At 60.9% G+C, this 21,290-nt stretch carries 15 protein-coding genes; 2 read left to right on the forward strand and 13 right to left on the reverse strand.

Annotation, left to right across the window (positions count from 1 at the left end):
- Positions 1-394: 394 nt before the first annotated feature.
- From TSO5_RS32155 to TSO5_RS32160, 3 genes are all read right to left on the reverse strand, one after another.
- Complete coding sequence (locus TSO5_RS32155) at positions 395-1,756, reverse strand: hypothetical protein (RefSeq protein WP_146203711.1); 1,362 nt, start codon at positions 1,754-1,756, stop codon at positions 395-397.
- A complete protein-coding gene (locus tag TSO5_RS08960) occupies positions 1,753-4,971 on the reverse strand; it encodes a hypothetical protein (RefSeq protein ID WP_109151263.1) in 3,219 nt (1,072 codons plus the stop codon). The genes TSO5_RS32155 and TSO5_RS08960 overlap by 4 nt, the downstream gene beginning before the upstream one ends.
- 750 nt (positions 4,972-5,721) lie before the next feature.
- Positions 5,722-6,360: a hypothetical protein gene (locus TSO5_RS32160; protein ID WP_146203712.1), complete on the reverse strand. Its 639-nt coding sequence runs from the start codon at positions 6,358-6,360 to the stop codon at positions 5,722-5,724.
- A gap of 62 nt (positions 6,361-6,422) precedes the next feature.
- Here TSO5_RS32160 and TSO5_RS32655 point away from each other — a divergent pair, with 62 nt between their 5' ends.
- Positions 6,423-6,581, forward strand: a complete 159-nt coding sequence (locus tag TSO5_RS32655; protein WP_158282387.1) for a hypothetical protein — start codon at positions 6,423-6,425, stop codon at positions 6,579-6,581.
- A 110-nt stretch (positions 6,582-6,691) separates the two neighbouring features.
- Here the strand turns inward: TSO5_RS32655 and TSO5_RS08965 are convergent, their stop codons facing one another.
- From TSO5_RS08965 to TSO5_RS09020, 10 genes are all read right to left on the reverse strand, one after another.
- Positions 6,692-8,146: a UvrD-helicase domain-containing protein gene (locus TSO5_RS08965; RefSeq protein ID WP_109151264.1), complete on the reverse strand. Its 1,455-nt coding sequence runs from the start codon at positions 8,144-8,146 to the stop codon at positions 6,692-6,694.
- Positions 8,139-9,857, reverse strand: coding sequence for an ATP-binding protein (locus TSO5_RS08970; protein WP_109151265.1), 1,719 nt, complete (start codon positions 9,855-9,857; stop codon positions 8,139-8,141). The genes TSO5_RS08965 and TSO5_RS08970 overlap by 8 nt, the downstream gene beginning before the upstream one ends.
- Before the next feature lie 404 nt (positions 9,858-10,261).
- Positions 10,262-10,840, reverse strand: a complete 579-nt coding sequence (locus TSO5_RS08975) for a recombinase family protein (protein WP_109151266.1) — start codon at positions 10,838-10,840, stop codon at positions 10,262-10,264.
- Between the two features lie 364 nt (positions 10,841-11,204).
- Positions 11,205-12,107 (reverse strand): formylglycine-generating enzyme family protein, encoded by a 903-nt coding sequence (locus TSO5_RS08980; protein ID WP_109151282.1) that lies wholly within the window; start codon positions 12,105-12,107, stop codon positions 11,205-11,207.
- A 354-nt stretch (positions 12,108-12,461) separates the two neighbouring features.
- Complete coding sequence (locus TSO5_RS08990; RefSeq protein WP_109151267.1) at positions 12,462-13,424, reverse strand: RNA-directed DNA polymerase; 963 nt, start codon at positions 13,422-13,424, stop codon at positions 12,462-12,464.
- Complete coding sequence (locus TSO5_RS08995; RefSeq protein ID WP_109151268.1) at positions 13,421-13,921, reverse strand: HRDC domain-containing protein; 501 nt, start codon at positions 13,919-13,921, stop codon at positions 13,421-13,423. Before TSO5_RS08995 ends, TSO5_RS08990 begins: the two co-directional genes overlap by 4 nt.
- Before the next feature lie 168 nt (positions 13,922-14,089).
- Positions 14,090-17,017 (reverse strand): formylglycine-generating enzyme family protein, encoded by a 2,928-nt coding sequence (locus tag TSO5_RS32920; protein WP_199230834.1) that lies wholly within the window; start codon positions 17,015-17,017, stop codon positions 14,090-14,092.
- A gap of 516 nt (positions 17,018-17,533) precedes the next feature.
- On the reverse strand, positions 17,534-18,493 hold the full coding sequence (locus TSO5_RS09010; protein ID WP_109151269.1) for a MoxR family ATPase: 960 nt from the start codon (positions 18,491-18,493) through the stop codon (positions 17,534-17,536).
- Entirely contained in the window at positions 18,490-19,887 is a 1,398-nt protein-coding gene (locus tag TSO5_RS32165) for a serine protease (protein WP_146203713.1), read from the reverse strand. The genes TSO5_RS09010 and TSO5_RS32165 overlap by 4 nt, the downstream gene beginning before the upstream one ends.
- A 33-nt stretch (positions 19,888-19,920) precedes the next feature.
- Entirely contained in the window at positions 19,921-20,229 is a 309-nt protein-coding gene (locus TSO5_RS09020; protein ID WP_109151271.1) for a trypco2 family protein, read from the reverse strand.
- A 540-nt stretch (positions 20,230-20,769) separates the two neighbouring features.
- Between TSO5_RS09020 and TSO5_RS09025 the strand changes: the two genes are divergently transcribed.
- Positions 20,770-21,123, forward strand: a complete 354-nt coding sequence (locus TSO5_RS09025) for a hypothetical protein (RefSeq protein ID WP_146203714.1) — start codon at positions 20,770-20,772, stop codon at positions 21,121-21,123.
- Positions 21,124-21,290: the final 167 nt, after the last annotated feature.

A 21,290-nucleotide genomic window follows, 5' to 3' on the forward strand; every position in this document is an offset into this window, starting at 1 on the left:
CAGCGGCCGGATCAAGAGCCTCCGGAGGCTCGACGTCTGCTGGGCGATGCCTGTCGATCAACTCGGGTTCTTGGACGGGTGGTAGCTGGCGGTTCATGAGGCCTCGCTTTGTTTGCCGAAGAAGTTTACCGCACACATGCTCGCCATGCGCGAAATTTTTAAACGGTTGGCGCCGTTGGCGCGCAGACCTTGCAGGCGCAGGGCGGCGCGCCAGGCGTGCAGCCAGTTCCACCAACGCGGCGGCCGACCGGCCGGGCCAGTGCTGGCCAGCCTGATCCAGATTGCAGTCGGCGGCGCATGGCCATACCGCCCATTGCGAGACATCCATGCCCCGCATGCTTGCCAGCATCCTTTCTAGAACGTAACCGTCTGTTCGGCGCGGACCACTAAACATCTAGCGCCGCGGGAAAAGGGGGGTCCACCACTGTTTTGCAGAGGACCAGATAACGGGCAGCGAACAGTTGGGAGCGTTGTAATCTGTCACCACCGCCCATTCGCAGTTTTGCCACCCCAATGGATGTTTTGGCCAAAGCTTTCCGCCAATTTCGGTACAAATTTGTTGAAACTTCTCTTGTCTTTCATTGTTCCTAAAAATATTAGAAGCAGACGAAAGAATTTTATCTTTTTCTCCAAGGATTTTTGCTGCGATAACCTTCACTCGCCCCTTGCCCATTGGGTCGCCTTCAACCGCGTCTATGCCGCCCTGACTCGCTATCGCGCACAGAACAGTGATTCTCCGTTCGGGTATCGCCGTGAGCCATCTCTCCAACTCCTCGTAGACGACTGTCCCTTTATCCCTGAACAGGCAGTCGCGGATGGTCTCGCCGCTGCCCACAACATCGTCGAAGCAAATCAAATGTTCAGGGCTGTCGTGTTCCAATATCTGATCCCTTAGAGATTTCTTGGAATAATCTCGAAGTTCATAGAGAATCATAGATTCACTCTTTCCTGCATTCTGGATTGACACCACCTTAGGTCGCTTTCTCTCACGCGCGGCAATGTCGTTATACAGGGCCTTCAATCGATTGATGATCTCACCCTTGGGTATGAAACCGTCACGGTCCAAGTATTCCAAAAGAGATAACGCCTCGGCGACGGCATCGTAAGGCTCGAATTGCTTGATCCACTTGACGATAGTGTCTGGCTTTACCTGTTCACCCGCATACACCCAGTTAAAGCAGAGATAACTGGCGAAATTGTGCAAATCGGCTAGCGCAGTATCGTTGGCAGGTTTATCGAACAGTTGAAAAGTGGCGTCGACACCTCGCAGCCCTCCCCGGAGATATCGGATGGGCATTTCGATGCGATCACCGGAATACCTGACTTGATCGGCAAGGCACTTCAGGCTCTCGGTAATCGCACGGAATAATGGTTCATGATGAATAGAAAAAGAAACGGAACGACACCCCATCTGGGCAATCTGTGAACTTACGAGGACGACCACGTCTGGCCTCTCAGTAACATGCTGACGCAGGTTTTGAGCGATCTGAGCATGATCGGTTGTGCGACAATCGATGACTAGAGGGCCTTGGCGAAGAGGTCCACCCCTCAATTCGGCAGCGTTCACCACTGGCGCGTCGACGACGTCATCACGCAGACGGGTGGCCAGGGCGGCGGCCAGCAGGAATTGGTCCTCCTCGGGTGGTGATGCTTCCGATGGGGCGATCAGTTGGACCGGGCTAGGAAGATGACCTTCTACCAGCAACCGCTCAGCCATGAATCTGAAAAAGAGCCGTGCTCCTTCCGCATATCTCATAGCTGCCAATCCGCCTTCGAGGGATCGAAGCCCATCGCCTCAAAGTCCTGCCGCGCCAAGCGTTCATCGACCGCCTGGAGTCCGGAGATACGGAACCGGATGAACACGGGCAGGAGATCTCTTTCCTTCACGTTGCCGAACTGGCGCGTCTGGACCTTTACCCTGAAGTTGGTCTTTCCCAAGTTGCCCCAACCTTGACGGATGTCAGTGACCCGCAACACGTGGCGCTTGGGTTCAGGCATACCATCTTGGACATCGATTAGAAGTTTTTCATTCACCCAGAACCATCTATCTGGCTCTGCATCCCTGGCGCTGCGGATCATTTTGAAAAGATCTTCCGCCGCCTCAAAGGCGCCCAACTGGCAGAGTAAGGCGGCATGATCATGACGATAGGGGTCATAATCCACCTCCGACGCCTTTTCGATCTTCTCAAGAAGATCCAGCCGGCGGGAAAAATCCAGTCGGCCCTGTGGGTCGTTGAGAAACAACTTATACGTCAGAACCAGAACTCTGGATGACTTGCTCTGAGCCTCAAGGAATTCATCTCGGATAGTTCTGAGTTGCTCGGCTTTCTGTACGTCACGAAATCCTTCTGACAGTGATGCGCGTCCGAGGATTTCCCGCATCTTCAACATCACCCGTCCGATTTCCGACCGAGCAACAAACGTACTAGTTTCTCGGTTCAGCAAGAGTTCCTTAGCGCATTGCTGAAGCCTGCCACTAATTTGGCTAAGTGAATATTCTGCCTCCGCGTTGCCCGTGTTCTGCCACTGGCGGTTCTCATGCAGCCTTATCAAGGAGTCGAACCTGTCCTCGGCCATCATGAACAGATCGATTACTTCATTTGGTTGAACCAGATTGCCCTCGAACTTCCTGATAACCGTATCAAGGACGTTGAACAAAGCGTGGCCATTGGCCGCGTCGAAGGCGACCGCGTTATTGGCTCGGACAATCGCGTCGTCAAAATGACGCTCGGCCAGCCTCTGCTCACCTTGCTCAGCGTAGGCAGTCCCTAGGCCGGCAATGCCAGCCGCCAAGGAATTGATGACGTTGCTAACCTTTTCCTTTCCGTCATCGATCTGGATAGCTTGTTCAACCAGTCGCTTCGCCTGCGTCAAGGCGTCATCAGCCAGTTGTCGGACGGCATACTGGGGCAGTTGAGTGGTTGTCGGATTTTGAATGGCCTCGCGGCACGCATGTAGGATGTGGATGTAAAAGCGCGCATAATGATGGCACGCTGTTCTGCTCCACCGATATACGTCGTCTGGAATGGTCTGAAAAATAGCCCGCGCCGCACGCTGTGCGGCAGTGTCGATTTCGAGAGAAAAAGGCCGTGACTTACTCTTGAATTTTTGGCCGATGATGTAGGCGATCTGTTCGGCGAACCAGCGGTCAGCTTCCGTCCCCACCATGCGCTGAAGGATGGGTAAAATTGCGCTGTAAGGAGCATCGGCCTCAATGGGACGCAGTATGCGGGCCAATAGATGGCCCAGCGCTGGATGGCGGATATAGACCGCCCAATTACGCTTCAGCCAGCCGAACTTCACCCACCGGATGAAGAAATCCGCATGCCGGCTGTCCTCTTTGGACAGCGTGTTAAAGAGCGCGCCGTGTAGCGTTTCATCTCTCGCTAGCACTTCGAACGGGACCGCGATGCCATGGGCACCCGCCGTCGCGAGGATTGACACGAACTGCCGAGTACCTTCATCGGTGATCTCACTCCATTTCCGATAGAGATAACGACCAAGGCTCCGCTCATCCCGCACATTCTCTTTGATGAACGGATGGAGGCCGATGAGGAATAGTGGTGGCGTATCGACGCTGACGCTCAGCGCGTTGGCGTGGTGTGTGCGTGTGCGTGAGAAGCCTTCGTAGAAAGCCCGCCACTCGTTATCGCTAGGAATGGCATTAAGTCCATTGCTGACGCAAATCGTTCTCAGATGGGCCCCAAGGGAGAGAATTTCTTGTACGTTAGTCTCGGCCTTCAGCCGCAGCACGTCGCGCGCATTGTCCATTTCGGCGTCGGATCGGCGGAACGCCCGCACGATCAGCAACTTGCGGTGTAGGTCGCCAGAAAAGCTGCGCAACAGCTTCGAGAAGTGGCTGGGCAACTCGGCATCCGTATCGAGGACCAAGCAGACAGGCAGGTTGCCGGAGCCCGAACCGCGCCCGTGGCGGGTGCGCACCCAGCTTTCCTGGATGTGTATAATTAGATTGCCCAACGCGTCTGATGCAAGCTCGCGCGGGTACGGCGTTGTCATCAGGGTTGGATAGCCTTCACGGGCGATAGCGATAGCGATCTGCCGCAGCATGGTCGTACAGCCACTGCCAGCCTCGGCAAAAATCCGGATCTGCTTGGCGGCCTCCGTTGGATCGACCTCATCGCGGTCTAATTCCTTGATGCGTTGTAGCGTATGCTCGATTGGGTCCACATTCCTGAAGCGTTCGCTCTGCCTTTCCTGCAATTGGCAGATAGCGCCGCGCGAATAGGGAACGTTGGCACTCACCGCCTTCCAGGCCGGATCGCTGGATAGGAACTCGTCGAACTCCTCCTGGGTGATCCTCGACGGCTTGTCGGTATGTTCGCGTGTTAGTAACTCCCATCCGTCGCCAAGAGTCCCGAGGCGGGAGGGATCCAACTGGACGTTGGGTGCATCCTTCAGATTGATGGCGTTGGCGCTGCTCCGATCTTGGAGATGCGCCTCGACCTTGTCGAAGAAGTCTAGGAGGCCGCTTGGCCACAGGAGAGGCTCGCTATCTTGCTTTGGGATATCCGAGGGCCAGTCCGCAAGCAGTATAGTAGCCGAGGGGGCGAGTGCCTGAACAATTTCGATCCATTTCTGATTTGCTGTCCCCGCACAAACTAAGAGGCCCGAGAACCCTTCTATCTCGTTCTCTAGTTCCGCTGCATGCCGGCTCTTCAGAAAGTTTTTAGGACGGGAAATGGTATTGGATACTGAAATATCGAGAATGACCGTGAGGTTAACGTTAGCCCCGACAGACGGCAGATCATGCTTATTGTCGATAATCTGATATAGACGGCGCTGCTCATCCAGCAGAGGGGCGACGACGTTGGCGGGAAGACCACTCCACACCATCTGCCACGGAAAGGCAAATGCCCTACGTGCGAGAGCGATATCGCAAGAGGGAGAAATCCACAATGCGACAAGCCTCTGGTCGAAGTAACTCCCTATCCGTTCGTCGATACTTTGCAAGGCGTCTCTTCCCTGTGGTTGGAAATATCACTAGATGGAGGATCGCTAGATCTGCTGGACGGATCCTAGCCATTAGCGAGCATAGCAGGATGGTTCTCTCTCGTATGATATGCCCTTCATCGCTGCCCGTCCAGTTGGAGTGGCTGTGTGGCCAGGGTAATCGCATTTGGCCAAGGAAGGTTTTTGCAAATTTTGAAGCGCCGATCCGTTTACACGGGCGGGTGCTGGTCGAACCCCGGTCGAGGTGGCAGTGGTGGGACGGGACTTATTGAAATTCGGTCACGGCACTGGTACGCGGGGCCTGGAGGGTGGCATTGGGCCTACCGACCTCTTTGAAAGAGTGAAGGTTCATCCTTCGACCTGACAGATTCTACGCCGCGCAAGGCCACATTGCGCGGAAGTTTTCCGGTGCCGCAGTGGCGCCGACATCTGCCGGCGTGCTGACCGACTATGAGTGCGCGGGTCGATTGGCTGGGCTGGTGACCAGCAGTCTGATCGCCGCCGTTCGCGCCGGCCAGGTGGCCGACCCAGGCTGGCACCATCGGCGCCCAGTTGCTCGACCCGGAGGACGAGGCGGGCAACTGGCCGGACCCGCTGCTGGTCAGCCTGATCCGGATGGACGTCGGCGGGGTGCAGTCATGGCCCCTTTCGAGACAGCGGCCGGACGCTCCCGGCCGCTCCGTTTCACAATACCATCGGGGAAATTGGAGTCGCTTCGTTTTGCTATGCCTAAAAAGTGTAGCGACTTATTTATAGGTTGAGATGTGTTTTCAGTGCGGCAGTCGCCAAGCCGACGCCGATCTTTTCGGATGTTGAGAGGAGCCATCGGCCAGCCTGTCCAAGCGATGAAAGAGCCTGCTGCACTTTGGATGCATCATTGGCTTCAGCCCCAATCTGAGCCTCAGACAGACGTCCAATAGCTGAGAAATGCTCTGGGCTACTAGCCTGCGGTAGGGCGGCAGCGCGAAGAGACGCAAACTCGACCGCCAGCTTGGTCAGGTCCATTCCAGACAGACTTCCGGCGTGACCAGTAACCTGCGTTGAGCGACTGGTACCCTGTTGGATCGCACCTCCGTTGAAGGTGCCGATGTTGATGATGTTTTGCACTGCAGGGAAGTGTTGTGTCGGAATACCAGGGCGAGCTAACGCGTCCTCCACTGCATCTACTCCGCTGCCGGTAATAAAGACATGTGGTAGTGCGGCCATCTCTCGACTGTCCCGAACAAGCCCGCGGTCGATGAGGTACCCCAGAGCACCCCGTGCAGCGGGCTGAACAATCCCCAGCCTCCGCGCTGCGTCTTCGGAGCTGATCAATTCCTGACAGTCGCCATGACTGCTCTCATATACTGCCTTCAGAAGCATAAAGGCTGTTTCGCGCACACCCGCCATATTTGTCTTGCTCCCTTTCGCGACGCCCCTTCACGGGAGAATTCTACCGTGCGCATCGCCGGATGCGCGAAAAAATATGCTCGCTGTCGGGGCGGGACAGCGGGCACCAGGCGCTGGGCCTCGACGTCGACATTCTGGCGGCCGCGATGGAGATCGAGGAGCCGGCTGGATCGGTGCTGGCCAGCCTGATCTGGATCTCCGCCGGTATGCTGGCCAGTTGATCGCCGCCGGCATGCAGGCGAGGTGGCCATGGCCCTTTTTCGCGACACCCTCCACCGTCCGCTTCTGGGCAAAACCAGTTGCCGCTTGCATCAGCATCCATTCAATGCACTTACGCCAGCTGCAGAGTACGTCTTGCAGCGGCCGGCCTGACGATGCTGGTTGCCCTTGAGCAGATAACGAGGCTCCTGGAGCCGCGCGTCATCGCAACATAAATGTTGTTGGTGTCGTGATCGTCCGCATCCAGAATGACGGCCACCTCCGCTTCGAGACCTTTGAGAAGCAGCGTGCTTCCTACAGCGCGGCGCGGCAGCGGCCGTCCGAAGAGGCGGTTCTGTTCCCTGGCCCGTATAGCGGCTTCGTAGAACGCGTTACCGTCCGACCCGTCGCAGGCGTGCAGTGCTTTCATACAGGCTTGCAGGACCGCCTGCCTGTGCGGCCTTGCCCCGGGTTGTTTGCCGAGCTCGGTGAGAAGTCTCGCGGCGGCCCTTGGCGATCGTTCAGCCTGGAAATCCAGGGCCGCGCGCTCGGCATCCGAAGGGGGTTTCCGCGCGGCCCCCTTTTCCAGCACCGGCAAGCGCTTCAGGAGGTTCGCCGCGCCGACGTTCGTCATAACGGAGGCGGCGAAGCGGACGACCTTCTCCAGGGCGTCTGGCCGCTGAAAATCCAGATCGAGCGCGAAGCCGATGAGATCCTTGAAATCGACATTCTCAATGGTGACGGCGCCAGGCGTCTGGCTCGCGACTTCCTGCTGGCTCGGGGGGCTGGTGCTTTTCCCGATAATTAGGACGCTGCCCTCTCGGTCGGGCGCGTTCGTGCGTGCGGCGCGGAGCTGGCGGCGGCGATCCTCGGTCCCGTCCAGTTGTATCCAGTTCACCTCGGCCGGCGCGGTCGTGAGATCGATATGCTCGCCGGCGAGCAGTTTCCGCCGGGCGTCCAACAGCCAGTACCCGAAGGCCTCCGTGCCGGCGTTCCGCCACCGCCAGGGGATCTGCAACTCCCCGATCAGGGGGAAGTGCCTGCAAACCACGTCATCCCAATCGGCCAGCGGGTTTCCCTTGAACCCGAAAATGGCTTGCATCGGGTCGCCCAGGACGCAGATCGGCAACGCCGCAGCCATGTAATTCACAATATCATGTTGTGGAAGCGAGCAGTCCTGATACTCATCGACAATCAGGCGGGCGTAGCTGGCTGCGAGAAGGTCGTTGACGTGCTCCTCCTCGAACAGACGGCAGGCCGCCGCGCGGATGGCCGGGTAATCCTTCTTCGGGTTCGCGAGTTTCAACACAGTCGGATCGAGGCCGGACCTGGCCGGGAACATGCCTGATACGCGCATGGCCCATCCGTCGATCGTCGAGAGCCGGTAGGCGTCGGCGGAGACGCCGGCCTTGTCCAGCCTGGCGCGGAGCGCCGCCACGCCGGCGTTGGTATGCGTGAGAATGAGAATGGGCTTTGCGCCATGATGCCGCTTGAGGGTCTGAGCGATCAGGTGGGTCTTGCCGCAACCGGCCGGGGCCGTCACCGTGCCGCGGGAAACGGCGTGGAGGTCGATTTCGACGTCAGTCATGGCTTGCCCATGCAAAGACGTCTTCAATAATCATCCTAAAGTCCGCGTCCGCCTGTTTCAGGTCAGGGGCCACGATCTCCCGGGCGAGCTCCTCCATGCAAGAGACCGTCTTAAACCAACCGTTCTTTGTTCGCGCGACCTTGCCGATAGGGACCCGTGTATCCTCGGATATACCGTCGATGATGAGATCTAAGCGGACAGCCTCCAGGTCTTTGCCGTTCTTTGTCGCCGTCCTAATATGGTCGTCAATCAGGCTCTCGCCGTGCAGATCGACCGCGTAGTCCAGCATTTTGCCGATCGCGGTGTCGCTCAGGCTGCAAAACAGCTCATCCTCAAGGGCGCGGCCCTGCCGCCATTTGAAAAGCGCGTTTCCGGCCTTTGTGAAGGCTTTCTCGACTTCCGCGGCCGGCACCTTGTCGTCGTCGCGCAGCACGGCCACGCGGTATCCAAGCCGGTGAAAAGACATTGCGAGCGGGATGAGCTTGTCTACGCCCTTGCCATCGACCAGAGCGACGCCACATGCGGCGATGGACACATCGCCGGAGGCTGTACGGGACTGGTCGAGCCCTCGGAGAAGACCGACCTCGCTCGCCCCCTCGCAGACGATCACCGAAGCAGCCAGGAAGGCATCTGGATAAAGCCGGATTGCGCCTTGGACGTCATCATCCGTGCCGACGCACTGCGCCACATGCGCGCCGCCGGCGTTCCGCAGCACAAAGAGCTGATTGCCCGCGAGTTCCCGCAGCGCGACTGGGGAATGGGTCGTCATGAAGGCCTGCAAAGGCGGGGCCTTCTCCTTGGCGCCCAGGGAGGCGAGGAACCGGATGATTCGGTGCGGCTCCAGCCCGTACTCGAGCTCGTCCACCAGGAGGATGGACAATTTCTCGGCGGCCTTGCGCTGAAGGCCGGCAATCATCAGGCGCGTTGAGCCGACGCCGAGATTGCGAAGAGGGACGCCGTCTTCGTCATGCAAGGAGATCGTTCCGCCGCTGAAGCTGACGGAATGGGCGTCAAGCAGCGCCCGCACTTTTCCGCCCACGTCGATCCCCAGATCCTCAGCTGTCTCCCCGACGATCCGCAAAGCTTCGCCGAGCTGCTTCTCCGCATCATCGCCAAAAGAGCCGCGCGCATCCCGCGCCGCTTTGGCGAGCGCCGCGGAGGCATCGGCCTTCTCGTCCGTGAGCCGGTTCAGAACCGATCCCCGCCTCCAGCCGAGATTGAAGTCGCTCAGGACGCCGATACGGTTCGGCGAAAGGCGGACCCTGTCCCCCCAGGCGAGGTTTCGCACCGTATTCTGCGCCTGCGCGCGCGTCGAAACCAGCGACCAAGTCGGCTCCAGGTCGCTTCCCACAGTCAGGTTTAGCGTCAGGACGGGTTCGAGATCCTTTTCCGGTTCGTCCTGCACCGCGCCGGTGGCGGCATCAAAGCCATGCAGGAAGAAGCCGTAGGCATCAATACTCTTCAAAGAGTCGTCGAGTTCGCCGAGGGTAAGGGAAATGCTGATCGGCGCCTCGACATCAAGATTATAAAAATCGGCATCATTGAACTGCACGGTCCTGCGCGCGCACAGGCAAAAGTCTATGGCATCGATGATGGTTGATTTTCCGCTGTCTCCGGGGCCTATAAGGCAATTAATACCGGCGGCCGGTTGCCAAGTCAGAGACTTTATGCTTCGGAAGTTGTTGATTTCTATTTTCCGTATCCGCGCCATGTCGGCAAAGCTCCCAGGTCCCGAAAGCTACCCATATCGGAAGAATGTATCATATCCGTTGAGTATTTAATACTTCAGATCGCCTTCGACGTGCTGTATCCGCCTATATTTCGTCGCCCGTGCACGTCTGGGAATGTCTTTTCCCCGCTGTCCGGGGCTTCCCCGAAAGCCTCAAAATTGGTGGGGAAGGCCTTCCCCTGCCGGAGGCCGGCCAAGTTTTCCGGTCCCCCCTTCCAGGGGTGGACGCTTCGTTCCTACTTCCGCTTCTGGCGCTTTGCGGGCGTTCCGAGGCGAACGGTCGGAACCCCCGTCCTGCCAGACCGGCACCGAGGGGGCTGGCTAGCCTGATCCGCGAAGCTGCGCCAGCTGGCGGGCTTATTGACGAAGTGGTGCCGGCAGTGCCTCTACGATGAAGGAGCTTGGACAGGCCGTGCTCCAAGTTCACGGAATAATGTTCGCCTCGACACCTTCATCTGCGTAGCAATGTCTTCAACAGAGAACTCTGAATTGCTCCATAGCGCTCGCGCGAGATCGAGTGTCTTGCCTTCCAGTTTCTTTTTACGCCCACCGCGCCGTCCCCGCTCGCGAGCGGCCCGTAAACCGGCCTGCGTGCGCTCGCGGATAAGTGCGAGCTCGAACTCGGCCAATGCACCGATGATGTGAAACGTGAGCCGGCCGACTGGCGTCCCCGTGTCGATGCCGGCATCGAGCACGCGCAGTGCCGCCCCCTTTCCTTGGATTGCCTCCCCCAGTTCGATTAGGTGCTTCATCGACCGGGCCAAGCGATCCAGCTTGACGACTACGAGCGTGTCTCCTTCACGCAGGGCTTTTAACACAGCCACTAACCCTGGTCGGTCTGAATTTGCCCCGGTAGCCTTGTCTGTATAGATCCTATCTACATCCACACCGTCGGCCTTTAAGGCGTCGAGTTGCGGTTCAAGGTGTTGATCTTGCGTCGAGACGCGCGCGTAGCCGAGCAGCATGGGTGCCTGATAGTGCCAAAACTCAACTAGATCACCATCACATGGCACACCCATTTTGTCACTTCATTTGGCACAGGCATGCCGGCGGAAGCCCATGGAGCGGACCCGCTCCACCTCATCAGTGCCAAAAACGACCTTTTTTGGCACTGTTCTGACGAACCCATGTTGCTCTTTACGCCCTCATGTCTCGGGCAAAAGACGCCGTGTCGTGGAGAGTTCCCAGGACCGATTTTGACGACTCCTGTGGGGAGCCTTGATGGTCCTGTCCCCCTCCCGCGTCGGCGCTCTCGCCCCATGGCACCCCGCCGCTCCGCTTGGGGCGACCAAGGGGCAAGCCCGCCACCGCTTCCCCCTGGCTGGCCTGTCAAGCCTGAACTCGGGCGCACCGGAAGCCAATGACGTAGTAGCGGTCACCCGGGCGGCTCCGATTGCGGTACGCGGCGCGGGTGAGCCGCGCGCTGGCGCTCCAGGACCCGCCGCGAAGGACGCGCTCGGCGCCGGCGCTCTCCAGGCCGCGCGGGTCGGTTTCTGGCTGGGCCGTGTAGGTCCGCTGCCCGTCGGCGCACCACTCCCACACATTCCCCAGCGTGTCGTGCAGGCCCCAGGGGTTCGGGCGCTTGCGACCGACCGGATGTGTCCCCGCTTTCTCATGCGGGTGCTGCTTCTCTTTCCAACCCATACTGTCCTCGCCATTCTCCAGATCGAAGCCGACCCCGCTGTTCCCGCCGTACCACGCGATCGGATCCAGCGCAGGGGCGTTCCGTTCGCCCAGGATTGTGATGCCGCCGCTGTAAAGCGCAGTGCCGATCCCAGCCCGACACGCGTGTTCCCATTGGGCCTCCGTCGGCAGCACCAGATCAAGACCCGGAACAAGCCCGTTGATCCGCGTCAGGAAGCCCTGGACGTCGTTCCAACTCACCATCTCAATCGGACGGTCGGGCGATTGGAAATGGCTCGGGTTGTCGCTCATCACCGCCTGCCACAATGCTTGCGTGCAAGGCGTATCGAACAGCCAATAGCCCCGGCTGATCGTCACCGCGTGCTGCGGGCCTTCATCGTCAAAGCGTCCCGGTTCATCATCGGGCGATCCCATCATAAAACGACCCGGCGGGATCCAACGCAGACGCTGGGTCACGTCCGCCACCGTGAAGGCGACGAACACGCCGTGACGGTCCTGGCCCCATTCGCTCGCCCAATCCGGCGGATTGCCGGCGGCCAGGGGATGCCAGCCCTTGTCGATGATGGTGGTCTTGACGATGGAGGTCATGGCGCGACGCCCGAAAACAGAGGCGACCAACCGGCGAGCCGTTGCCAGGGTTCCACCCAGGCTACCAGCGCACCGGCGGTCTTCGCGTTTTGGCGCGCTGGATGGAGCACCGTGGAGGATGGTCTGTTCAGGTTCGGACTCCGTCCGGTCGTGAATTCGAGCGCACCGAAAGCCAATGTTGTCGTTGCGGTCATCCGGGTGGTTCCAATTGCGGCACGCGGCGCGGGCGTTCCGCACGTTGTTGTTCCAGGACCCGCCGCGAAGGACGCGCTTGGCGTCGGCGTTTCGACCATCATCCAGTGTCCAATCTAAAGACGCCGCAGGGCGTCGGCAAGGGGATGGCGGCGCAACTATTCACGCCGCCAAGCCGCCGCGTCGGCGTGCAGGGTGATGGCCGGGGCGGCGGCGTAGCACGCCGGTCGCGTCGATGCGCCCGGTGGCAAAGGCGGCTTCCCAGAGGCGCCGCGCCACGGCGTATCGCCGTCTGCCCCGTCGCGACAGCAGCAGGCGACCGGGCAGAACCCGATAACCGCACAGGGTCAGCCCATCGCGGCTGCGGCCCACCCGCGCGGTGTCCTTCACCGTCAGCCCCAACTCGCCCAGCGCGAAGGCGCGAACCTCGGCAAGACCATGCCGCACCGCTGCCTTATCGTCGCCCCACCACACCAGATCGTCCATGTAACGCACCAGTCCGCGCATCCGGCAGCGTTCCAGCCGCCGGTCGATGCCGTTCAGGTAAAAATTGGCGAAATGCTGCCAGGTCAGGGCACCGATGGGCAAGCCTTTTCCCGGCGCGGCGAGATGAGCGTCGATGATGAGCCCCATCAGGTCCAGCGACGCGGCACCCTTGAAGCGGCGCGCCAGCAGACGCCGCAGGATCGCCTGGTCGATGCTGGCGAAACAGTTGCGAATGTCGATCTGCGCGAAGCAGGGGAAGCGCTCCGCATGGTGCTGGGCACGCCGGACAGCGGCCAGGGCGCCTTTGCCGACGCGGCAGGCGAAGCTGTCGTCGATCAGCCCCCGGTCCAGCACCGGCCTGATCACGCCGATCAGCGCATGATGCAGAATCTGTTCGCGAAAGACGGGGGCGCGGATGGTCCGTGGTTTTGGATTGCGGATGTGAAAGACCCGCGTGCGCCCGACCGTCGCCGAGCCATTCAGAATGTCGGCGCGCAAGCTGGCCAGTTCGGCGGGCAGAGCCGCCTGGAAACACCGCACCTCGTCACGGCGTCCCTTCCCAAGCGCGGCGCGGCGGAAAGCGGCGGCGAGGTTGTGCCAATCGGCGACCTCATCCAGACCGAGAGCGGAACGCTTCATGCGTCATCATCTCCGGTCGCGTTCGATGGCTCCGACAAAGGGGCGGCGGTCGGTCGCAGCAGCGCCAGAAAGCGCGCGCCGTATTTGTCGACGCGGGCGTCGCCAACGCTGTCGATCTCCAACAATCCGGCGCGCGACTGGACGCGGCGTTGAACCATCGCGGCCAATTGGTCGTTGGTGAATAGGGCGTATGCCGGAACTCCCTCGGCTTCGGCCAGTTCCTTGCGCAGGACGCGCCGGCGGGCGAACAGAGCGAAATCCTGTCCGTTCAGGATCTCGCGATAGTTCAGCTTGGTGGCGCGTTTGCCGCCGCTGGCCGGACGATCGCCGCCGTCGGCGGGTTCAAAGCTGACGCATAGCGACCAGGCGCTGTTGCCGCCATCCTGGACGAAGCTGCGGTCGATGGCGAGGTTGCAGTGGCCACCGAGGAAGCGATTCAGCGTCTCGGCGGCCTCGTCACCGCCATGGACCGGGATGGTGAAGAAATGCAATTGCATGATCTGTCACATCAAATCCCACAGTGCAGTCAATTTCTCGCGCGCCCTGCGGGGGCCTTGATGGTCCCCTTCCCCGACAGCGGCGGCGCTATCGCCCCATGGCACCCCGCCGCTCCGCTTGGAGCGGCCGAGCGGCAAGTCGGCCGATGCTGCCCTCTGGCCGACCCGCTATGCCTTAACTCGGGCGCACCGAAAGCCAATGCCGCTGTAGTGGGCATCCGGGTGGCCCCCGGAGCGGCGCGCGGCGCGGGCGTTCCGCGCGCCGCCGTCCCAGGACCCGCCGCGACGGACGCGCTCGGCGACGACGCTTTCCGGGCCGCGCGGGTCGGTTGCCGGCTCGGCCGTGTAGTTCCGTTGCCCATCGGCGCACCATTCCCACAGATTGCCATGCATCTCGTACAGACCCCAGGGGTTGGGCGGCAGGCTCCCCACCGGAACCGTGCTTTGCCGGAAAGGCCCCTTGGGGCCGTCGGCATACGGATGATTCCCGTTACAATTCACCTGCTCGTGCGTGATCGCACTCCCAAAGCTGAAGGGTGTCGTCGTTCCGGCACGGCAGGCGTGCTCCCATTGCGCCTCCGTCGGCAGACAGAGATCAAGCCCCGGAACCCGCGCGTTCAGCCGCCTCAGGAACCCCTGAACGTCATGCCAACTGACATTGTCCACCGGATGACGGTCGTTACCTTTAAAATGGCTCGGGTTCTTGCCCATCACCGCGCGCCACAGCGCCTGTGTGCAGGCCGTGTCGAACAGCCAATACCCACGGCTCAACGTCACCAAGTGCTGCGGCCCTTCATCGTCGTAGCGCTCCGGCTCATCCTCCCGCGATCCCATCAGGAAACGCCCCGGCGGAATCCAGCGCAGACGCTGGGTCACGGACTCCCCGCCGTCCTCCGGCTCCACCACGATCTCCGCCCACAGGCCGAAACGGTCACGGCCCAGCGCGGCGGCCCATGAGGGCAGGGTGATCCGTTCGACGCGCAGCTCCTCACGATCCGTGTGGATGCGGACAACCAGAGCCTGGGGCCATGGGCACCGCGCCCCCCCGCCAGTCCCGGAGGCAACGCGCAGGACCACTCCGCCCGCCGCCCCCTGCGTTCCCCGGCGCTCCGCCAGCCGGGGCAACGCCGGGGCCGTCGGCTCCGCTGCGTCCTTAGGACTGGCCTGATTCCCTTCCTGAACTCGGGCGCACCGAAAGCCAATGAGGTAGTTGCGGTCATCCGGGTGGTACCCGTAGCGGCACGCGGCGCGGGCGAACCGCGCGTGGCTGTTCCAGGACCCGCCGCGAAGGACGCGATCGGCGCCGGCGCTCTCCGGGCCGCGTGGGTCGGTTGCCTCCTCGGCCGTATAGTCCCGCTGCCCATCGGCGCACCATTCCCACACATTGCCGTGCATCTCATACAAACCCCACGCGTTCGGCGGCAGGCTCCCGACCGAAGCCGTACTTTTCCGGTATAGCCCCTTGGGGCCGTCGGCATACGGAGAATTCCCGTTATAATTCGCCTGCTCCGGCGTGATCGTGGCACCGAAGCTGAAGGGTGTCGTCGTTCCCGCCCGGCAGGCGTGTTCCCATTGCGCCTCCGTCGGCAGGCACAGATCAAGCCCCGGAACCCACCCGTTCAACCGTTTCAGGAAGCCCTGAACGTCATTCCAACTGACGCGCTCCACCGGACGACGGTCGTCGCCCGTGAAACGGCTTGGGTTCTCACCCATCACCGCCCGCCACAGCGCCTGTGTGCAGGCCGTGTCGAACAGCCAATAGCCACGGCTCAGCATCACCAGATGCTGCGGACCTTCATCGTCATCGCGCTCCTGTTCATCGTCGGGCGATCCCATCAGAAAGCGGCCCGGCGGAATCCAGCGCAGACGCTGGGTCACGTCATTGATCGCGAACGTCACCCACGCCCCGATTTCGTCCCACCCCCAGTCCCGCGCCCAGAACGGCGGCGCGCCGGTCTTCCAGAAGCCGTTGCGGGCGTCGCCTTCGGTGACGACGATCAGGCCATCGGCGGTCCAGACCCGGGCCAGCGGGCTGCCGGACCGCGCGTCGTCCCCCTCGGCCACCGCCACAAGGTCGCCGCCGCTCTGCCGCAGGTGGATGAGACGCGGCGATTCCCCCGCACCAGCGTCGGATTCGGTCATCCGCCACAAGCGCTCCATGGCGGCACCAACCCGCGTGTCCGTGCCGATGGTCCGGGGGAGTCGGTGAAGCAAGCCGCGCAGCGCATGCGCCATTTCTGCCCGCGCCAACGGGTCGTGGATGGTCGGCGCCCAGCGGCTGAGCTGGTCGAAGCGGGTCGCCGCCTCCGTCACTTCGGACGGAGGCAGGAGAGAGCGGCTGTCCGCCCCAAGGCTGATCACCTCCTCAAACCAGACATCGGCGGACAAGCCGGCCCTCCAACGCCGCACCAGTTCCAGCAACGCGTGGCGAATCTCCGGTTCTTCCGCGTCAAAATCCTGGCGCAGGGACGCGGCGACGTCAGGGGCAAGGGTGGCGGCGACACTGGAATCGCTGGCCAGTGCCGCATTCTGCCAAAAATCGGCCTCCGCCGCCGCGTCGGCGCTGGGCAGCAGGGCGCGGCGGACGTCGCGCAGCAGACCGGGTTCCACCCGGATGGCTGGGGACAGCAGACGCAGAAGCCGATCCGCCGCCCCCTCTTCCGCCACGCCCTGTTCTGTCGTGACGTTGCGACGGCCGCTTTCCAAGGCGCTTTGTCGTTCCCACTCCACCAAGCGCCAGACCCGCCGCAGCGACGCGGGCCAGCGCGACGGCGGGCACGGCAACAGGGCAACCGGCAGGCCGCCCGCCGAGCGCACGCGACGGCCAAACTCCACCCAGTTGCGGACACAGCGCGGATCATGGGCCAAGCTGCCCAAATCGCCCAACACCAGCACCAGCGTGCCCGGCGGTGGCGCTCGATAAGGCTGGCTGAATCCCGATCCGGCTTGCCACATCCGGGGCGTGGAGCCGTCAAAAGACCGCGCGCGCTCCAGCCCACCCGGCGGAAACAGCGTGGTCAGCCACGCGCACACCTGATCTTGATCGTTCCAAAAGGGCGTCAGACGTCGGCTGCGGTCGTCGATCACCTGAAGCATTGCCCCCCAGCGCCGGCGCTGTCGCCGTGGCAGCCGATCCAGCCTTTGCCCCTCGGTGATGCGGGGGACCGCCGCGTCGATGTCCAGTTCGACGCCGTCGGTCCGAACCGCAACGTGGCCGCGCAAGCGGGGCAACAGGCGACGCCAAGGTTCCAACGATAGCCAGGAGGGCCGACGGGTCGGACGACCGCTCCAGTTCACCGGCACCGGGGGCTGGGGAGAGTTTGGAGCGGATTCGTCCGCGCGGCCCTCGTCAGCGGTGTCCAGAACGGTGCGGGCGACAGGTTGCCAGAAGGGCGCCTCCGGCCACTCCGTCGGTGTGGGCGACACGGAATCGATGAGGGGCGGAGGCGCATCGCCCGTAAGGGACTCGTCCGGTTTGGGCATCTGGGGCATGGGCGTTGGCACGGGGCTGGGGTGGTATCCCAGCAACGCCGCCGCCGCCGCCAGCCCCGTCGGTCCACCCGCGACCAAGGCCCGAAGCAGATCGGCGCGTCCACAGGTGGCGGGCATCGGTCAGTCGGCTCCCTTGTGCTTTGTCAGGACATAGCCTGCAATGACGTCCATGAGCCTTTCTTGCTCAATCGGGTCGTTGCGTGCCAGTTCCCGCAAGGCGCGGATCAGATCGAGATACTCCGCCTGCCCTGGCAGCGGCGTCCAACGGTTGGTCTTGGCCTGCGCCCGGTCGGAGGCCAATTGATCGGCCGCCTTGAGCAGGACCGTCTCAGCCACATCTGGAAAGTGGGACCGCCCCCGTTCCACCAAATGGGCGATCAAACCGTCCCTCGTTTTGGGCAGTTCAAGGCACAGAACCACACAGCGGCGCAGGAAGGCGTCAGGCAGCGCGCGCTCTTCATTGCTGGTGATGATGACCAGCGGCATGGTTCCGGTCAACGTCACCGTTCCGTCATGTCCGGGCGGGGTGAAGGCGCCGGCCCCCAGGGCTTCGAGAAGACCGTTGGGGAATTCCGGTTCGGCCTTGTCGATCTCGTCGATCAGCACCACGCAGCCGTTGGCTGGGTCGCCTGGCTGCTGCGTTGGGGCGGATGCGCCGCTGACCGCCGCCCGCTCCATCGCGCCTGCCCAATCGAACGCCCACCACAACGGACCAGGGCAGAGATGGTTGGCGATCGCCAGCCGATTGCGGACGGCTTGCGGGTCCTCGCGCAGGGCACCGGCCATTTGGGCTTCGGCCAAACGTTCGACGGCGTCGAAGCGATAGAGCAGATCGCGGGCTTCGCTGCGGGAGTCGACGACATGTTGAAGATAAACGCGCTTCAACGCCATCGCGGCGGCGCGGGCGAGTTGGCTTTTGCCAACGCCCGGTTCACCCCGCACCAGCAAAGGTCGCCGGGCCGCCATCGCCGTGCTGATGGCGTCGATGCTGGATTGATCGAAGACATGCACCTGCTCGGGCAGGCCCGACGGCGTGTCCAGAGAGATGGTGGACCCTGAAGGAACGGACAGGAAGGTCATCGGGCCGATCCAGATGCGTGGGACAGGAAAAAGGCAATGTGACGGGCAATCGCGGCCTGCACCACGCGATGCTCACTGTCTTCGCTCAATTGTATTACGCGAAGGCCTTTGTAACGGTCTGATAGAAAATCAACAGTATTCCGAACGAGGTCCGGATCCTTCAAAATTCTTTGGTCAATGGTATAATAAAGCGAACTCCGAAGGCTACGTTGCTCCAACAAGAAACTATTAATTATTTCTATCGACTCTTGATGTTCTGATTCCTCGATGGTGTAGAGAGCGGCCTTCTTGAAGATGTGTTTGTCAAGCTGATCGGAAAATTCTCCGCGAATCTTCTCAAAGCCAGCGGGTGGGGAGGCTGGGATTGCGTATTCTCCGACAGGCTCACGGTCGGTCAGGACGAATTTGGGATCCCGTCGATCGAAACTGGCCATACTGACTTCCGCGTTTGTTCTCGTTGCGATCTCGGCTAGCAGCCCGTCCTGGTCGGGTGGGACCACAAGAACGGGACATGCGAAAAGCGCCAAGCGGCTGATCACGCTCTGGGGGGCATCACAATCCGGTGGTGTCTCTTCCACCTCACGACAGGCATGACGGAAATCGAGCAGGAAGTCTTGCAAGGGCTTGTTCAGCAATCGGTCGGTCAGTTCCTCGGCGGTGAGCCTCTCCCCCTCTCTCAACAGAATGATGTCGCGAAGCCACTCATGCTGCTTCAGCGCCTCGACCATCGCTTTGCGGACACGCGTTCTATGCGGGTTGGCCTTAGGACGGTGCAGTGCCTCTCGAAACGCGGGATCTTGGGAGAAGGATCGAGCGGAAACGGCCAGCAACCGTTCTTGGTCAAAATCCTTCGGGCACCGCACGACAATACCGATGATGGAGCCATCCACAAACACCGGGCATCCCGACACGCCTTGCCAGCCGTCGGGCAGGCTTGTCGCCCCATCGACCAGAAGATGAAACGTATTATCCCGGGAATGGCGCTGATGGCAGGTCCCTTTGAGTGGCGTGGCCTCGGTTTGGAGATTGTCCTTGTCCTCTACCCATCCACATCTGGCAAATCCGAGACTGTTCCAACGATGGTTGTTGCGCGGCTCCCATTCCGAGACGCTTCCATATTGGTTCTGAAGCCCGTCGGGAGCATCACAAGCCAGAACGGCGACGTCCAGGTCTGGCCGCTCCCATACGATCCGCGCTTCGCGCCATTCTCGGGCCGGGCCAAGCTGATTGCGCCAGCGGACTTCAATCTTGGAGTTTTCCGTCTCACCCAGAACATGCCGCGCGGTCAAAATACGCCCTGGCCCAACCGGATAGCCGGTTCCAATCTCCTGAAACTTGCCCACCCTGTTGGCGGCTGAATAAATTTCAACCAACAGTTCCCGATCCAGCATCATAGGCCATCCTCAAATTCGGTGCTGCGATCCGGCTCACTCCGGACGACGAGAAACCGGAGCGCTCACCAGCGTGCTCACCGAAGCGCCGTCTCTGTCCGCCACCTTCAGCGACAGCTTCACCCGATGGGTGGCCGTTCCTCCGGCTTTCCCGCCCAACTTTCCGCCCATTCCCAACACCTGGAAGCTGAGCTCACCGTTGCCGCCAACCTCGCAAGCGACCGCAAGCTCAAGGTCGATGCCGTCAACTGCAAAGCGGAGATCCTCCTCCTTTCCGTGTCTGATCGCCTCGGCAAGCTCCTCCCGAAGCGCTTTGATCGCGCGCGTCAAACCTACTTTCTTCATGGTTCTCTCTTCGTCACAAAAATGAGAATGCCATCACCATATCTGATGGTTTTCAATCAAATCCGCAAGAATGCACACTTCAAAAGGGTATATCATGCGACACAATCTATCTATCGATTTTCGTGTGGCTAAAATTTCGTCTGTCCATGGTGGCGGAACGGAAACTGCTGTTTATGCCAGCATGACAAGGAACCATTACGCTCCAGCCGCAAAGCGTGACCCCGGTGTTGCGCATATCGGCGTAGTGCCACAACATGCACCTATTCGCGACAGCGAGGCCGTCGGCGCCCAGCCAGCGGTTTTTGCCGTTTCCGGGGCAGGGCCCGACCCTTTGAGTCACTCGGCAGCTACCGGAATTTTCTGGATTCGGCCGGGCTTCATTTGCCGCATTGGCCGCGGGTCCGACTGCTATCGATTTCAGAAAAACGGCAGCGCTTTCGAGAGCGGTTGAGAGGTGCAAGGGAGTCGACGCACTTCCGAGCGGCAAAATCCCTCGTCCATAAATATGAAATTGTGCTTAGGGATATAATCGATGTCTCCATGGAAATCGAATATGGAGAGGATTGGGTTGAGGATCGTCTTTCTGCCTGCGGGTGCAAAGGCTTGCTTGGAAAATGGAGGAAGCGGGGTGGCTTTGTGATTGAGCATGCGGACTACGCTCACTACAAAGACATCATGACGCACCCAGAGCACTTTGAAGCAATTTTCTCTGCCGGGTTTTCCGACACAGATGAGCTGCGGGAGTTGATTGACAAGGCCGGTGATTTGAGGGCTGCGTCGCATCACGCACGTGAATTTACGAAGGAAGACCTAAGGGATTTGCGTTTAGTGTGGACCTCTTTGGAAAAGGGGCTGTTGGCGCTGACGCCTGATCAGGATATCGATTACTACTGAATGCGTTATTTTCAAGTATACCGAGGCGTCGACAACCTGAATCAATAGGTCATAAAAGGAGGGAGATGTACCAAAGATGGCCGCCGCCAGCGAACTTAGCCGTCGTTGTTGTTCACTTTGCCGAGTAGGATATCTACGGCGCTGAACGGATTTGGCAGAACGCCCGA

It is taken from the genome of Azospirillum sp. TSO5, assembly GCF_003116065.1.
In the GTDB taxonomy this organism is placed as follows: domain Bacteria; phylum Pseudomonadota; class Alphaproteobacteria; order Azospirillales; family Azospirillaceae; genus Azospirillum.

Bases quoted from the DNA above. Each gene is read 5' to 3' on its own strand.
- TSO5_RS32155 (WP_146203711.1), bottom strand. From the start codon at position 1,756: ATGAGATATGCGGAAGGAGCACGGCTCTTTTTCAGATTCATGGCTGAG.
- TSO5_RS32160 (WP_146203712.1), bottom strand. From the start codon at position 6,360: ATGGCGGGTGTGCGCGAAACAGCCTTTATGCTTCTGAAGGCAGTATAT.
- TSO5_RS32655 (WP_158282387.1), top strand. From the start codon at position 6,423: ATGCGCGAAAAAATATGCTCGCTGTCGGGGCGGGACAGCGGGCACCAG.
- TSO5_RS08965 (WP_109151264.1), bottom strand. From the start codon at position 8,146: ATGACTGACGTCGAAATCGACCTCCACGCCGTTTCCCGCGGCACGGTG.
- TSO5_RS08970 (WP_109151265.1), bottom strand. From the start codon at position 9,857: ATGGCGCGGATACGGAAAATAGAAATCAACAACTTCCGAAGCATAAAG.
- TSO5_RS08975 (WP_109151266.1), bottom strand. From the start codon at position 10,840: ATGCTGCTCGGCTACGCGCGCGTCTCGACGCAAGATCAACACCTTGAA.
- TSO5_RS08980 (WP_109151282.1), bottom strand. From the start codon at position 12,107: ATGACCTCCATCGTCAAGACCACCATCATCGACAAGGGCTGGCATCCC.
- TSO5_RS08990 (WP_109151267.1), bottom strand. From the start codon at position 13,424: ATGAAGCGTTCCGCTCTCGGTCTGGATGAGGTCGCCGATTGGCACAAC.
- TSO5_RS08995 (WP_109151268.1), bottom strand. From the start codon at position 13,921: ATGCAATTGCATTTCTTCACCATCCCGGTCCATGGCGGTGACGAGGCC.
- TSO5_RS32920 (WP_199230834.1), bottom strand. From the start codon at position 17,017: ATGCTTCAGGTGATCGACGACCGCAGCCGACGTCTGACGCCCTTTTGG.
- TSO5_RS09010 (WP_109151269.1), bottom strand. From the start codon at position 18,493: ATGACCTTCCTGTCCGTTCCTTCAGGGTCCACCATCTCTCTGGACACG.
- TSO5_RS32165 (WP_146203713.1), bottom strand. From the start codon at position 19,887: ATGATGCTGGATCGGGAACTGTTGGTTGAAATTTATTCAGCCGCCAAC.
- TSO5_RS09020 (WP_109151271.1), bottom strand. From the start codon at position 20,229: ATGAAGAAAGTAGGTTTGACGCGCGCGATCAAAGCGCTTCGGGAGGAG.
- TSO5_RS09025 (WP_146203714.1), top strand. From the start codon at position 20,770: ATGGAAATCGAATATGGAGAGGATTGGGTTGAGGATCGTCTTTCTGCC.